This window comes from Campylobacter sp. CNRCH_2014_0184h (assembly GCF_025772985.1).
In the GTDB taxonomy this organism is placed as follows: domain Bacteria; phylum Campylobacterota; class Campylobacteria; order Campylobacterales; family Campylobacteraceae; genus Campylobacter_D.
The window spans coordinates 68,435-80,119 of sequence record NZ_JAKMTB010000004.1 but is presented as its reverse complement, the minus strand read 5'-3'; the positions used below and the strand labels follow the sequence as shown (position 1 = coordinate 80,119).

Here is an 11,685-nt window from a genome sequence, read left to right as displayed (position 1 = left end):
AGCACTTTTAAAAGATAAGTTTAGTACAAAAACTTGATGAAAAACTTAAAGAAATAAAAGAAAAATTCACACAAAAAATGTGTGAATTTGATTATTTTAACTCCACGCCTTTTACAGCATAAAGTTTATCAATACCACGATTTCCAAACATTTTATCAGTATTACAATCTCTTTGGATATTCCACTCATCTAGCTCGTGGTGAAAATTTTTACAATTATGGAAAAGATAGGCCATGGTAATTACATTTTGCACATCCCAGCTTGCCACATTATGCTCATACGCATGGCAGTTTTCAAAACAATGTGCCATTCTGACTACATTAGAGGTTTTCCAGTGCAATAAAGAATGATTAAATTTAACACAATTAAAAAACATATAAGACATATCTTTTAAATTTTGTGTATTCCACTTTGATAAGTCTTTGTTGAAATTTTTGCAGTTAAAAAACATACTTGCCATATTTTCGACATTTGAAACATCCCAGCGCGATAAGTCTGCATTAAAACTTTCACAACAATAAAACATATAAGACATATCTTTAGCCTTAGATACATCCCAACGCTCAATACCCAAAAAATCTTTTCTAGTAGAACAATAAAAAACGAATGAAAAATCTTCTATCAAAGAAACATCAATATCTCTTAGAGAAATTCTTTCATTGTGCACCAAATTCATCAACTCATTTTTGTTTTTAACTTTATACATTTTGTTCCTCCTTTTTGTATATTTTAAAAAACAAGTGTGAAGTCAATATAAATTTAATGAAATTAAACAAAAGATTTGGAATATTAATAATTATTAATTTAAAATTAACTTAATATAAATATATATTTACAAAATAATAAATAATTATAAATAAATAGATGAATTTTGATAAAAAATGAAAAAAATAATACTGTGGAGAAAAATATAGAGTGGTGACCCATACGAGACTCGAACTCGTGTTACCGCCGTGAAAGGGCGATGTCCTAACCGCTAGACGAATGGGCCAATTTGCAGTTTGAAGACAAAATTATAGCAATTTTTACTTAATAATTATTTAAGACATCAAAAAATGCCTTAAATATCTATTTCTATCCCTACAGGAGCATGGTCTGAACCAAAAATATCATCTCTTATGAAGGCATTTTTGAGCTTATCTTTTAAGCCATTAGAAATGAAAAAATAATCAATCCTCCAGCCTACATTTCTTTCTCTTGCTTTCATTCTATAGCTCCACCACGAATACTTTTCTTTAACATCGCCATTTATATGTCTAAAAGTATCAATAAAGCCTAATTTTAGTAAATCATCTATCCAAGCACGCTCAATCGGCAAAAAGCCTGAGGTTTTTTCATTGGCTTTTGGGTGGGTTAAGTCTATCTCGCGGTGAGCAGTATTTACATCTCCACATATTATGATTTCTTTACCTTCTTTTAAAAGCTTATCTAAATACACTAAAAAATCATTATAAAATTTCATTTTAAAGTTTAAACGCTCTTCATCTTTTTGACCATTTGGAAAGTAGATATTAAACAAAACTATATTTTTAAAGCTATGTTCTAAAACCCTACCCTCATCATCATCAAAAAATTCACATTTTTTGACTTCACTATCAAAATTACACAAGCTCATTACACCTGAATACCCTGCTCTTTTAGCGCTATTTGAATACATATGTTTAAAAGGATACTCATAAATTCTTTTTGGAAATTTATCCTCGTGTGCTTTGATTTCTTGAAAACCTATAAAATCGATTTCTTCTTTTTCAATCCAATCAAGTGCATTTTTATCACAAATTGCCCTTAGGCCATTTACATTCCATGATAATAATTTCATAAAATACCTTTACCAATCTTCTTTTGTTGCTATTTTATATGTGATTTATTAATTTTATTCAAATAGACTAAGTTTTTATTTTATTCCAAAGGAAAAAAATGCACCTAAAACTTTCATGGACAAAATTTACCTTGCTTAATACGATTTTTATCATGGCGTTTAATTTCCCGTTGTTTGAGTTTGTATATGAAAAGATAGATCAAAATACTATGCTTTTTAGTGTGTTTTTTGGAATTTATTTTTTCTTGGTTTTGAGTGTTTTATCTTTGGTATATTTTCCCTATATCATCAAAATTTTAAGCATATTTTTACTTAGCACTTGTGCTATTTGTAGTTATTTTGTTAGCAATTATGGGGTTTTAATCGATGATCATATGATACAAAATGTCGTTGAAACAGACAATAGAGAGTTTTTTTCTTATTTTAATTTTTCCTTTGCTTTGTATATTTTAGTCTTTGTGATTTTTCCTAGTTTGCTTGTGATTTTTACTAAGATTGATTATCAAAGATATTTTTTCAAAAAAAGTGTATTATTTTTGACTTCTTTGGTATTTTGCTTTGCTTTAGTAGCTCTTAGTTCAAAAACACTTTTGCCTTTTTTAAGATCACATAATATCGTTAGAATGTATAATTTGCCATTTTATCCAATATACTCAAGCATAGAATTTACAAAGAAAAAACTAGCAGGTAAAAAAGAACTAACTATCATTTCAAATGATGCAAGTTTAAAAGATATCAATACAACTAAGCTTATGATTTTAGTCATAGGTGAAACTGCTAGAGCGAGTAATTATTCTTTAGGTGGATATAGTACAAATGATACGAATTTTTATACTAAAAATGAACCAAATTTAGTATATTTTAGCGATGTAAGCTCATGTGGAACGGCTACTGCAAGAAGTTTGCCTTGTATGTTTTCAAGACACAAAAGAGTAAATTTTGAAGATGGATTATACGAAGAAAATGTTTTAGATATCTTGCAAAAGGTTGGAGTACAAAGTGTTTGGTTTGGTAATAACTCAGGGGGCTGTAAAGGAAATTGCGATCGTATAAAACACAAACTCATTGCAAAAGATTATGATGAGAGCTTACTTGAACTTGTAAAGCAAGAACTTGAAAATACAAATTCAAACAAAATCATCGTTGTACATTTACAAGGCTCACATGGGCCAACTTACTATAAACGCTATCCAAATGCATTTAAAAAATTTATGCCAACATGTGATACAAACGAGCTAAATACCTGCTCACACGAACAAATCATAAACACCTATGATAATACTTTACTTTATACAGACTTTATTATAAAAAGCCTTATAGATATGCTTAAGCAAAATCCTACCAAAGAAGCTTCTTTGCTTTATTTATCAGATCATGGGGAGAGTTTGGGTGAAAATGGAATTTATCTTCATGGTATGCCTTATTTAATAGCACCAAAAGATCAAAAGCATATACCGATGATATTTTGGAGTAAAGATAGTAAATTAAGCCAAGATTTACAAAGCAAAAAAGACTATAAACTTTCTCAAGATAATCTTTTTTCAAGTTTGCTCGGGTATTTTGGTGTAAATAGCAAAGAATATGAGGCAAATTATGATATATTTAGCAAAAATTTAAAGGAAAATCCTTAATGAAGCCAAAATATTCTTTATTTAAAAATGCAAGCTATGCCTTTAGTGGAATTAAATTTTTACTCCAAGATGAAATGGCTTTTAGGATAGAATTTGCCATTATTTTACCTTTGATTTTTGCAAGCTTATTTTTACCTGTGAGTTTTTTAGAGCATTTTGTGCTTGTATTTGTTTTGGTACTAATTTTAATTGTAGAAGCGCTAAATTCTGCTATAGAAGCTTGCGTGGATCTTTGCACGAGCGAATTTCACATCTTAGCTAAAAAAGCAAAAGATTGTGCGAGCGCTGGTGTGTTTTTTAGCGTGGTTTTAGCTATAATTATCTGGAGTTTTATTCTTTTTGATTTGGTTAGAGAATGGATGATAAAGTAAAAATACTATGTGCAAAAATATTTGGTAAAAAACGCTTTGAAATTTTAGAATTTTTAGCCCTTCATGCTGATGAAGATGGCTTTGTCTTTGCAAACATAGAAGAACTTTCTAAACAACTAAACATCAGCAAACCTACCATCATTTCTACTTTTAAATTTTTAGAAGAAAAAGCTTTGCTTGAAAAGCTCAAAAACGGCTTATATAAGCTCAAATAGGAGATAAAATGACACTTAAAAACCCTTTGGATATGCATTTACATTTACGCGATGAAAGCATGCTTGAACTTGTAGCTCCATTTAGCGCAAAAGACTTTAAAGCAGGGGTTATCATGCCAAATTTAATCACCCCGCTTACCGAAACAAACGCATTAAAAGCTTACAAAGAACGCATTTTAAAAGCATGTAAAAATGAAGATTTTACGCCTTTGATGACTTTATTTTTTAAAGACTATGATGAGAAATTTTTAGAAAAAGCTAAAGATGAGCTTTTTGCTATCAAGCTTTATCCTGCAGGTATCACTACCAACTCAGATAATGGAATTTCAAGCTTTGATATAGAAAAGTTAAAACCTACGCTAAATGCTATGAGTGAATTAAACATACCTTTGCTTGTGCATGGAGAAACAAATGATTTTGTAATGGATAGAGAAGCAAATTTTGCTAAAATCTATGAAAAATTAGCTAAAAACTTTCCAAAATTAAAAATCGTAATGGAGCATATTACCACTAAAGTTTTGTGTGATTTGTTAAAAGATTATGAAAATTTATACGCAACTATCACTTTACACCATTTGATGATAACGCTTGATGATGTAGTGGGTGGCAAGATGGATCCGCATTTGTTTTGCAAGCCTATTGCAAAACGCTATGAAGACAAAGATGCTTTATGTGAGCTTGCTTTTAGCGGTTATGAAAAGGCTATGTTTGGAAGCGATAGCGCACCTCATCCATTACACACTAAAGAATGCTGTGGGTGCGCAGCTGGAGTATTTAGTGCGCCAGTGATTTTACCTGTGTTGGCTGAACTTTTTGAAAAACACTCAAATGAAGCAAATTTACAAAAATTTATTTCAGATAATGCTTGTAAAATCCATAATCTTAAATTTGAAAAAGATAAAATCATCACTTTAGAAAAACAAGAATGGCAAGTAGTGCAAAAATACGGCGATGTAGTGCCATTTATGGCAGGAAAAACTTTAAATTTCAAGGTTATTTAGCCTTGAAATTTAATCAATAATTAAAAGTTTTATCTTAGCTTCTATAAGCTCTTCTACCTCATCTTTTACAAAGCTTTCTAGCTCTTGTTTATTTGCATTAACACCATTCATACTCAAATGCCACAAGGCATTTTCTATCGCACTTTCTTTATCTCTTTTTACTACTCTAGTTTCGTTAAAAACTTCACTTTCATAAGGGATATTTTGCGCATTTAAAAAACTTTGTAAGTCACTTTCATAAAAACCTTTAAAATGCGTGTTAAAATGCTCAAATATAGGATCTAAAAAGCTACTTTTGCGCCTACTTGCCCAGCCTAAATACACCTTTTTAGAAGCTAAGCTTAAAAAAGCTTTATAGTCTTTTTCATTTTGCAAAGCAGGAGACATACTTAAAAAGGCTAAGTCAAATTTCGTGTTATTGTTTTTATAAAAGTTTTCAAAATCCAAATTTAAAGTTTTTACATTTGATATAGCATGAGTTTTTGCATCTTCTTGTAAAATTTCAAGCATAGCACTAGAGCTATCTACACCCAAAATACTTTTTGCTTTTTGTGCTAAATGCAAAGTCCAAACACCACTCCCACAGCCTATATCTACTACGCTTTTGCCTTGCAAAGACCCAAGTTTTGCAAAAGTAGCTTTTTGAATTTCGTTTAAATTAGGATTATACCTTGCATAGCTTTTTGCTTTTTTATTCCATAAATTCATCTTCACTCCTTATTTTTTCTAATATAGTATAATATTTTTTTGTTTTTAGAAAGGAAAATTATGCGTGTATTGTTTTTGTGTTTGATTTCATTTTTAAGTATATATGCCAAAGATTTGGTAAGTGTTAGTATAGCCCCACAAGCTTACTTTGTAAAGCAAATTGCTAAAGATACTTTAGATATTAATATAGTCATACCACCTAATGCAAATGAGCATACTTTCGAATTTAAACCAAGTGGTATTTTAAAACTTGAAAAAAGCGATATTTACTTTACAGCCAATTTAGAATTTGAAAAAATTTGGATTTTAAAACTTAAAGATAATCTCAAAAATACCAAAATCATCTCTACTCAAAATGGTATTGATTTTATACCTTTGCAAGAGCATGCTCACGAAGGACACCATCATCATGGAGATGACCCTCACACATGGCTTGATCCACTTTTAGCAAAAACTCATGCTAAAAATATCACTTTAGCACTTATAGAACAATACCCACAAAATAAAGCATTTTATGAGCAAAATTTAGAAAATTTCTTAAAAGAAATGGATACATTAAATTTACAAATACAAGCTTTATTTAAAAATGTAAAAAACAAGCATTTTCTAGTCTATCATCCATCTTGGGGGTATTTTGCCAAAAGATATCATCTAAGTCAAATTCCTGTAGAAATAGAAGGCAAAGAACCTAAGCCAAAAGACTTAGCCAAGCTTGCAAAACTCATACAAAAAGAGCAAATAAAAGCTATTTTTGTACCTAAAGGAGCTAATAACAATACTATTGAAGCTATGGCGAGTAATTATAATCTTAAAATCATAGAACTTGATCATTTGCCAAGTGATTATAAAAATGAGCTTTTAAAAGATGCAAAAAATATAGCAAGCGTTTTACAATGATAAAAATCAATATTAAAAATTTAAATTTTTCATATAACCAAGATGAGGTTTTAAAAAATATCAACCTAAACTATGAAAGCAAAGACTTTTTAGCCATAGTAGGGCCAAATGGCGGGGGTAAATCTACACTTTTAAAACTCATACTAGGCTTACTAAATAGTCATAAAAATATAAACTTTGAAAACTTAAGTTTAAAAGATATAGGTTATGTCCCACAAAATACTTTAGCTAATCCAAACTTTCCAGTACGCGTGCTAGAAGTGGTGATGATGGGAAGGGTGGATAAAAAATTCTTTGGTTTTTATACCAAAAAAGATCAAGAGCAAGCCTTGCTAGCCTTAGAAAAAGTAGGTATGAAAAATTTTTGGGATAAAAAAATCAACGAACTAAGCGGAGGTCAAAGACAAAGAGTTTACATCGCAAGAGCTCTAGCAAGTGAATGTAAACTTTTAATCCTTGATGAGCCTACTGCAAGTATAGATACCAAAGGCTCGGTGCAGATTTTTGAGCTTTTGAAAAAATTACACGAAAGTGGGGTTGGCGTGATAGTAATATGCCATGATTTAAATGTAAGCTTAGCTTATGCAAATAAAATCGCATATTTAAACAAAGAATTATTCTTACATGAAAACACCCCTGAAAAAAAGGCGCATTTACTAGCGCATTTAAGCCAAAATCACACGCATTTTTGTGATGTGGAGCTTAGCTTGGAGCAGTGTTGCTGTGAAGGAAAAAACCATGCTTGAACTTTTATCTAGCTCTTTTATACAAAATGCTTTTTTGGCTGCATTTTTAACTAGCATTGCTTGTGGGATTATGGGAACTTTGATCATGATCAACCGCTTAAGTTCTATGGCAGGAGGCATTACGCATGGGGCTTTTGGGGGTATAGGCATAGCATTTTATTTTGGTTTGCCAGTACTTGTTAGTACGAGTTTATTTACGCTTTTTTTAGCCTTACTTGTAGCGTTTTTAGTACAAAAATATCCTTTTAGAAGTGACAATATAGTCGGTGTTATATGGGCTTTTGGAATGGCTGTTGGTATCATACTCATAGACTTAACCCCTGGGTATAATGGTGATTTAATGGGGTATTTGTTTGGTAGTATTTTGTCTGTACCTACGCAAGATATAATTTTATTTGCAGTGATTGATGTGATTTTTATCATTTTAGTATTGCTTTTTTATCGTCAATTTGAAATTCTAAGCTTTGATAAAGAATTTGCAAGCTTAAGAGGGGTTAAAACCAATCTTTTTCATTATCTTTTAATCGCAATGATGGCTTTTTGTATCGTTATAAGTATCAAAGTAGTAGGACTTATACTTGTGATAGCTTTACTTAGCATACCTGCATTTATCGCCGAGAGCTTTTCTAAAAAGCTTGGTCAAATGATGATCATCTCTGCGCTTTTGAGTATAAGTTTTTGTGTGATAGGACTTTTTGTGAGTTTTTATTATAATCTTGCAAGTGGAGCATGCATTATAGCTAGCGCTTGTATAGCTTTTGTGTTTTATCTTTGTTTTAGTGCTTTTTTAAAGAGAAGTTGAAATTTACTTTTACTTTAAAACGCTATTTTCATGCACTCTTAAAAAACTGGCAAATTTTGGCTTGCCATTTTTGGTTAAGCCGTTGTATTTAAAAGTAATGATAGCACCAACTGGCGGAGGATTTAAGCGATCGCTTTCTTTAAAGCCCGAGCCTATCTTAAAACTTACTTTTTTACCCTCAATCACTGCTTCACAAAGCAAAGATCCCATTTTGCCTTCAAATTTTCCCTTACCTTTAAAATGCTTTTTTACAACACATTCTGTATCATCAAAAGGTTTTAGTTTAAAAGCATTGTTTGATCTTTTCTTTTCATAAGGTGCGTTGTTTAATCTTATGATCACGCCCTCGCCTTTATGCGAAATGATATCTTGGTAAAACTGCTTTAAATGATTTTTATCTTTAATGCGAATTTGTGGGATGATTTTTATAAAATCATTTGGATTTTTAGCTAAATACTTTTTTAAAACTTCTAATCTTGCTTCTAAAGTACAAGGATCAAGCTTAAATTCCTCGCAAGCATTTGGCACATCAAAGACATTATAACTTACTTTTTGCCAAAGTTTTTCATCAGGGTTTTCTTGGCGTATTAAAGATGAAATTTCTTCAAAAGAAGCTCTTTTTATCCAAAGCTCTCCATCTAGCTCAAATTTAGGAAAGTTTTTTGTGAAAAATGAAGGGAGTTTTATAGCATTTCCTGCTCTTGTTTGCATAGACTTACCACTCCAAAGTCCTCTTACGCCATCGAGTTTTTCGCTCATGAGATAATGGCTTAAATTTACATCTTTAAATGCTTTTTCATCATAAACTTTAAAAAGCAAAATATCTTTAGCAAAAAGAGAATTTAAAAAGAGAGTAAAGAGAAAAACAAGGCTTATAAAAAGCCTTGCAGTAAGATTAAAGTGCTTTTTTAGCAGCATCTGCGATTTTAGCAAAAGCAGCTGCGTCGTTCATCGCTAAATCAGCTAAAATTTTTCTATCAAGCTCAATGCCTGCTTTTTTAAGACCATTTATAAATCTTGAATAACTAATATCATTTAGTCTGCAAGCTGCATTGATACGCACTATCCAAAGACGACGGAAATCACGTTTTTTGCGGCGTCTATCACGATACGCATAAACCAAACTTCTTTCTAATTGTTCTTTAGCTTTTCTAAAGTGTTTGCGGCGACCACTATAAAAACCACGCGCAAGTTTTAAAACTTTTTTATGTCTGCGGCGTCTTACAACACCTGTTTTTACTCTTGCCATATTTATCCTTTCACAAATTGGCGTTCGTTAAACGAATCTTGCCCTTTAAAATAAGGGGAGTTTGAATGACTTTCGTCAAAAACTAAATTTAAGCGAGCTTAAATTCCTAACATTTTTTCAACCGCTTTAACATTGGTTGAGTGAACATACTTAGAAGTGCGAAGATCACGCATTCTTTTAGCAGGTTTTTTAGTCAAAATGTGGCTTCTATAAGCAGCGCCTCTTTTGATTTTATTTTTACCTACTTTGAAGCGTTTAACAGCACTTTTAACGCTTTTCATTTTTGGCATGTGTATCCTTTGGATCAATTTTTTCATAAAAGAAAGCTATCATTTTACTACAACTATGCTTTAGAAAAATTAAATTCATTTCTTAAGAATTTTTCTTTAAAATTAAGTAAAATATCAAAATCAAACATTTTCAAGGAAAACCATGAACAATCTTTTAATCCTTTATAATCCTTACTATCAAGATAATGTCATCAAAGAGCATTTACAAATTCTACTTGATAAAGGCCAAGTTGCTTTTGCCAAAGTAAAATCAAAAATCAACGATCAAAACAATTCTTTTGAAAAAGACTTAGATGAAATTTATACTAGCACTAGTAAAGATAGTCCTTTACAACTTTTTTTAAGTGATTATGCGAATTTATTTGTAGCAAAGGTCATAAAGGTAAGTAAAAGTTTAGATGATGAGAATTTATTGCCAAGTTATTATTTGGATCAATTTTTTCATAAAAGAAAGCTATCATTTTACTACAACTATGCTTTAGAAAAATTAAATTCATTTCTTAAGAATTTTTCTTTAAAATTAAGTAAAATATCAAAATCAAACATTTTCAAGGAAAACCATGAACAATCTTTTAATCCTTTATAATCCTTACTATCAAGATAATGTCATCAAAGAGCATTTACAAATTCTACTTGATAAAGGCCAAGTTGCTTTTGCCAAAGTAAAATCAAAAATCAACGATCAAAACAATTCTTTTGAAAAAGACTTAGATGAAATTTATACTAGCACTAGTAAAGATAGTCCTTTACAACTTTTTTTAAGTGATTATGCGAATTTATTTGTAGCAAAGGTCATAAAGGTAAGTAAAAGTTTAGATGATGAGAATTTATTGCCAAGTTATTATAAAGAAAAGAATTTTAACATCGAGCAATATTTTATCATAGAAGATTTAAGAGAATTAGTTCGTGAAGATTTTACAACTGTTAAAAATCATTATCTATCAAATTTTACCACACCAAATTATAAAAATAATTCTTATGCTATTTATGGAAATTCTTATATATATCCTTTAATCATCAAACAAAAAAATGAGATTGATTATTTTTTAGATGAAACAAAGTGTTATTTAAACGTTTATAAAAGTCAAGAGTATCTAAAAATTCAAGATATTTATAAAAAATACATCTTTGGAAATGAGCTTTTTCACCTTTTACATCCTGATAGCATTAGCAATATAATATACGCTGAAATGGAATTTGATGAAAACAAACAAGATCCTTTGTATGATTTTACCTCTATCATCGTTAAATACTCTAAAACCTTAGAATATGAAATTTATGATTTTTGTAAAAAAGTATTTTTGCAACTTTGCCAAAAAGATGAAAGCATAAAAAATATAAGCTATAGCGTACAACAAAATGCTTATACATTAAGTGATTTTTTTAAACATAAACCAAATATAGGCACGATGAAGTTTTTACTTATCAATAAACAAATTCAAGACTTACTTGAAATAAAATGTAAAAATTTTATCATTTATGAGCTTTGCAAGCACATGAATACCTTACAAGACATAAGAAACACAGCTGTACATGAAAAAGCCTCATCGCTAGAGCAAACTAAGAAGTTAAGAAATCTCATCTTAGGCATGGATACTTTTAGCATTTTAAAAGGAATTTTAATACAAAAGCAAAGATTAGATGATAAGCAAGTATTGCAACATCACAATACTTGCTTATCAAGAAGTGCTGATACTACCAACCCCACAAAACCACATGCGCATAAACCATAGATAAATACTTTCTCTTTTTCATTTTTATACATATAAATTCCCCATAAAAACAAAACTACCATTGATAAACTTGCCAAAACATCCCCGCCTATAAACTCAACAACTCCATACACAACACAAATACCAAATACAAACATAGCAAACATAAAAAACATCAAAAACAAACTAATATGTAAAAACACCATTGCTACCATACATAAAAGCGCAACTATTACCATTTTAA

Annotated in this window: 15 protein-coding genes, 1 tRNA gene and 1 pseudogene; 9 read left to right on the top strand and 8 right to left on the bottom strand. The window is 30.3% G+C overall.

Annotation, left to right across the window (positions count from 1 at the left end; all coding sequences use genetic code 11):
• Nucleotides 1–91: 91 nt before the first annotated feature.
• From L8X36_RS05185 to L8X36_RS05175, 3 genes are all read right to left on the bottom strand, one after another.
• Nucleotides 92–706, bottom strand: coding sequence for a BspA family leucine-rich repeat surface protein (locus tag L8X36_RS05185; protein ID WP_263682881.1), 615 nt, complete (start codon nucleotides 704–706; stop codon nucleotides 92–94).
• A 210-nt stretch (nucleotides 707–916) separates the two neighbouring features.
• Nucleotides 917–991: transfer RNA gene (locus tag L8X36_RS05180), tRNA-Glu, on the bottom strand.
• A 69-nt stretch (nucleotides 992–1,060) separates the two neighbouring features.
• Entirely contained in the window at nucleotides 1,061–1,819 is a 759-nt protein-coding gene (locus L8X36_RS05175) for an exodeoxyribonuclease III (protein ID WP_263682879.1), read from the bottom strand.
• A 98-nt stretch (nucleotides 1,820–1,917) separates the two neighbouring features.
• On the opposite strand from L8X36_RS05175, the gene L8X36_RS05170 reads away from it, so the two are divergent.
• From L8X36_RS05170 to pyrC, 4 genes are read left to right on the top strand one after another with little or no spacing between them, the layout of a single operon-like run.
• Nucleotides 1,918–3,450 carry a phosphoethanolamine transferase gene (locus L8X36_RS05170; RefSeq protein WP_263682877.1) on the top strand — a complete coding sequence of 511 codons (1,533 nt, stop codon included), beginning with the start codon at nucleotides 1,918–1,920 and terminating at the stop codon, nucleotides 3,448–3,450.
• Nucleotides 3,450–3,821 (top strand): diacylglycerol kinase, encoded by a 372-nt coding sequence (locus L8X36_RS05165; protein ID WP_263682875.1) that lies wholly within the window; start codon nucleotides 3,450–3,452, stop codon nucleotides 3,819–3,821. The genes L8X36_RS05170 and L8X36_RS05165 overlap by 1 nt, the downstream gene beginning before the upstream one ends.
• Nucleotides 3,806–4,036, top strand: a complete 231-nt coding sequence (locus L8X36_RS05160) for a helix-turn-helix domain-containing protein (protein ID WP_263682873.1) — start codon at nucleotides 3,806–3,808, stop codon at nucleotides 4,034–4,036. The genes L8X36_RS05165 and L8X36_RS05160 overlap by 16 nt, the downstream gene beginning before the upstream one ends.
• An 8-nt stretch (nucleotides 4,037–4,044) precedes the next feature.
• Nucleotides 4,045–5,037 (top strand): dihydroorotase, encoded by a 993-nt coding sequence (pyrC, locus tag L8X36_RS05155; RefSeq protein WP_263682871.1) that lies wholly within the window; start codon nucleotides 4,045–4,047, stop codon nucleotides 5,035–5,037.
• Nucleotides 5,038–5,046: 9 nt separating this feature from the next.
• Here pyrC and L8X36_RS05150 read toward each other — a convergent pair whose 3' ends face one another.
• Nucleotides 5,047–5,745, bottom strand: coding sequence for a class I SAM-dependent methyltransferase (locus tag L8X36_RS05150; protein WP_263682869.1), 699 nt, complete (start codon nucleotides 5,743–5,745; stop codon nucleotides 5,047–5,049).
• A gap of 60 nt (nucleotides 5,746–5,805) precedes the next feature.
• Between L8X36_RS05150 and L8X36_RS05145 the strand changes: the two genes are divergently transcribed.
• The 3 genes from L8X36_RS05145 to L8X36_RS05135 are packed head-to-tail and all read left to right on the top strand — an operon-like array spanning nucleotide 5,806 to nucleotide 8,190.
• Nucleotides 5,806–6,642: a metal ABC transporter solute-binding protein, Zn/Mn family gene (locus L8X36_RS05145; protein WP_263682867.1), complete on the top strand. Its 837-nt coding sequence runs from the start codon at nucleotides 5,806–5,808 to the stop codon at nucleotides 6,640–6,642.
• Nucleotides 6,639–7,388 carry a metal ABC transporter ATP-binding protein gene (locus L8X36_RS05140; RefSeq protein WP_263682865.1) on the top strand — a complete coding sequence of 250 codons (750 nt, stop codon included), beginning with the start codon at nucleotides 6,639–6,641 and terminating at the stop codon, nucleotides 7,386–7,388. The genes L8X36_RS05145 and L8X36_RS05140 overlap by 4 nt, the downstream gene beginning before the upstream one ends.
• Entirely contained in the window at nucleotides 7,381–8,190 is an 810-nt protein-coding gene (locus tag L8X36_RS05135) for a metal ABC transporter permease (protein ID WP_263682864.1), read from the top strand. Before L8X36_RS05140 ends, L8X36_RS05135 begins: the two co-directional genes overlap by 8 nt.
• 9 nt (nucleotides 8,191–8,199) lie before the next feature.
• On the opposite strand, the gene L8X36_RS05130 is transcribed toward L8X36_RS05135, so the two are convergent.
• The 3 genes from L8X36_RS05130 to rpmI all read right to left on the bottom strand — a co-directional run bounded on the left by L8X36_RS05130 (nucleotide 8,200) and on the right by rpmI (nucleotide 9,729).
• Nucleotides 8,200–9,108: a DNA ligase gene (locus L8X36_RS05130; protein ID WP_263682863.1), complete on the bottom strand. Its 909-nt coding sequence runs from the start codon at nucleotides 9,106–9,108 to the stop codon at nucleotides 8,200–8,202.
• Nucleotides 9,086–9,439, bottom strand: coding sequence for a 50S ribosomal protein L20 (rplT, locus tag L8X36_RS05125; protein WP_039617097.1), 354 nt, complete (start codon nucleotides 9,437–9,439; stop codon nucleotides 9,086–9,088). Before rplT ends, L8X36_RS05130 begins: the two co-directional genes overlap by 23 nt.
• Before the next feature lie 98 nt (nucleotides 9,440–9,537).
• Entirely contained in the window at nucleotides 9,538–9,729 is a 192-nt protein-coding gene (gene rpmI / locus L8X36_RS05120) for a 50S ribosomal protein L35 (RefSeq protein WP_039617094.1), read from the bottom strand.
• 142 nt (nucleotides 9,730–9,871) lie between these two features.
• On the opposite strand from rpmI, the pseudogene L8X36_RS05115 reads away from it, so the two are divergent.
• Together L8X36_RS05115 and L8X36_RS05110 are read left to right on the top strand one after the other, a co-directional pair.
• Nucleotides 9,872–10,165: pseudogene (locus tag L8X36_RS05115) on the top strand (ATP-binding protein); the annotation flags it as partial.
• A 124-nt stretch (nucleotides 10,166–10,289) separates the two neighbouring features.
• On the top strand, nucleotides 10,290–11,462 hold the full coding sequence (locus L8X36_RS05110) for an HP0729 family protein (protein WP_263682862.1): 1,173 nt from the start codon (nucleotides 10,290–10,292) through the stop codon (nucleotides 11,460–11,462).
• Here the strand turns inward: L8X36_RS05110 and L8X36_RS05105 are convergent.
• Nucleotides 11,393–11,680: a hypothetical protein gene (locus tag L8X36_RS05105; RefSeq protein WP_214118505.1), complete on the bottom strand. Its 288-nt coding sequence runs from the start codon at nucleotides 11,678–11,680 to the stop codon at nucleotides 11,393–11,395. The two genes, L8X36_RS05110 and L8X36_RS05105, sit on opposite strands and share 70 nt — an antisense overlap.
• Nucleotides 11,681–11,685: the final 5 nt, after the last annotated feature.

What these genes read in the sequence shown, in the direction of transcription:
- L8X36_RS05105 (WP_214118505.1), bottom strand. Translation starts at nt 11,680, where the DNA reads ATGGTAATAGTTGCGCTTTTATGTATGGTAGCAATGGTGTTTTTACAT.
- L8X36_RS05130 (WP_263682863.1), bottom strand. Translation starts at nt 9,108, where the DNA reads ATGCTGCTAAAAAAGCACTTTAATCTTACTGCAAGGCTTTTTATAAGC.
- pyrC (WP_263682871.1), top strand. Translation starts at nt 4,045, where the DNA reads ATGACACTTAAAAACCCTTTGGATATGCATTTACATTTACGCGATGAA.
- L8X36_RS05135 (WP_263682864.1), top strand. Translation starts at nt 7,381, where the DNA reads ATGCTTGAACTTTTATCTAGCTCTTTTATACAAAATGCTTTTTTGGCT.
- L8X36_RS05110 (WP_263682862.1), top strand. Translation starts at nt 10,290, where the DNA reads ATGAACAATCTTTTAATCCTTTATAATCCTTACTATCAAGATAATGTC.
- L8X36_RS05170 (WP_263682877.1), top strand. Translation starts at nt 1,918, where the DNA reads ATGCACCTAAAACTTTCATGGACAAAATTTACCTTGCTTAATACGATT.
- L8X36_RS05150 (WP_263682869.1), bottom strand. Translation starts at nt 5,745, where the DNA reads ATGAATTTATGGAATAAAAAAGCAAAAAGCTATGCAAGGTATAATCCT.
- L8X36_RS05140 (WP_263682865.1), top strand. Translation starts at nt 6,639, where the DNA reads ATGATAAAAATCAATATTAAAAATTTAAATTTTTCATATAACCAAGAT.
- rplT (WP_039617097.1), bottom strand. Translation starts at nt 9,439, where the DNA reads ATGGCAAGAGTAAAAACAGGTGTTGTAAGACGCCGCAGACATAAAAAA.
- L8X36_RS05185 (WP_263682881.1), bottom strand. Translation starts at nt 706, where the DNA reads ATGTATAAAGTTAAAAACAAAAATGAGTTGATGAATTTGGTGCACAAT.
- L8X36_RS05175 (WP_263682879.1), bottom strand. Translation starts at nt 1,819, where the DNA reads ATGAAATTATTATCATGGAATGTAAATGGCCTAAGGGCAATTTGTGAT.
- L8X36_RS05160 (WP_263682873.1), top strand. Translation starts at nt 3,806, where the DNA reads ATGGATGATAAAGTAAAAATACTATGTGCAAAAATATTTGGTAAAAAA.
- L8X36_RS05165 (WP_263682875.1), top strand. Translation starts at nt 3,450, where the DNA reads ATGAAGCCAAAATATTCTTTATTTAAAAATGCAAGCTATGCCTTTAGT.
- rpmI (WP_039617094.1), bottom strand. Translation starts at nt 9,729, where the DNA reads ATGCCAAAAATGAAAAGCGTTAAAAGTGCTGTTAAACGCTTCAAAGTA.
- L8X36_RS05145 (WP_263682867.1), top strand. Translation starts at nt 5,806, where the DNA reads ATGCGTGTATTGTTTTTGTGTTTGATTTCATTTTTAAGTATATATGCC.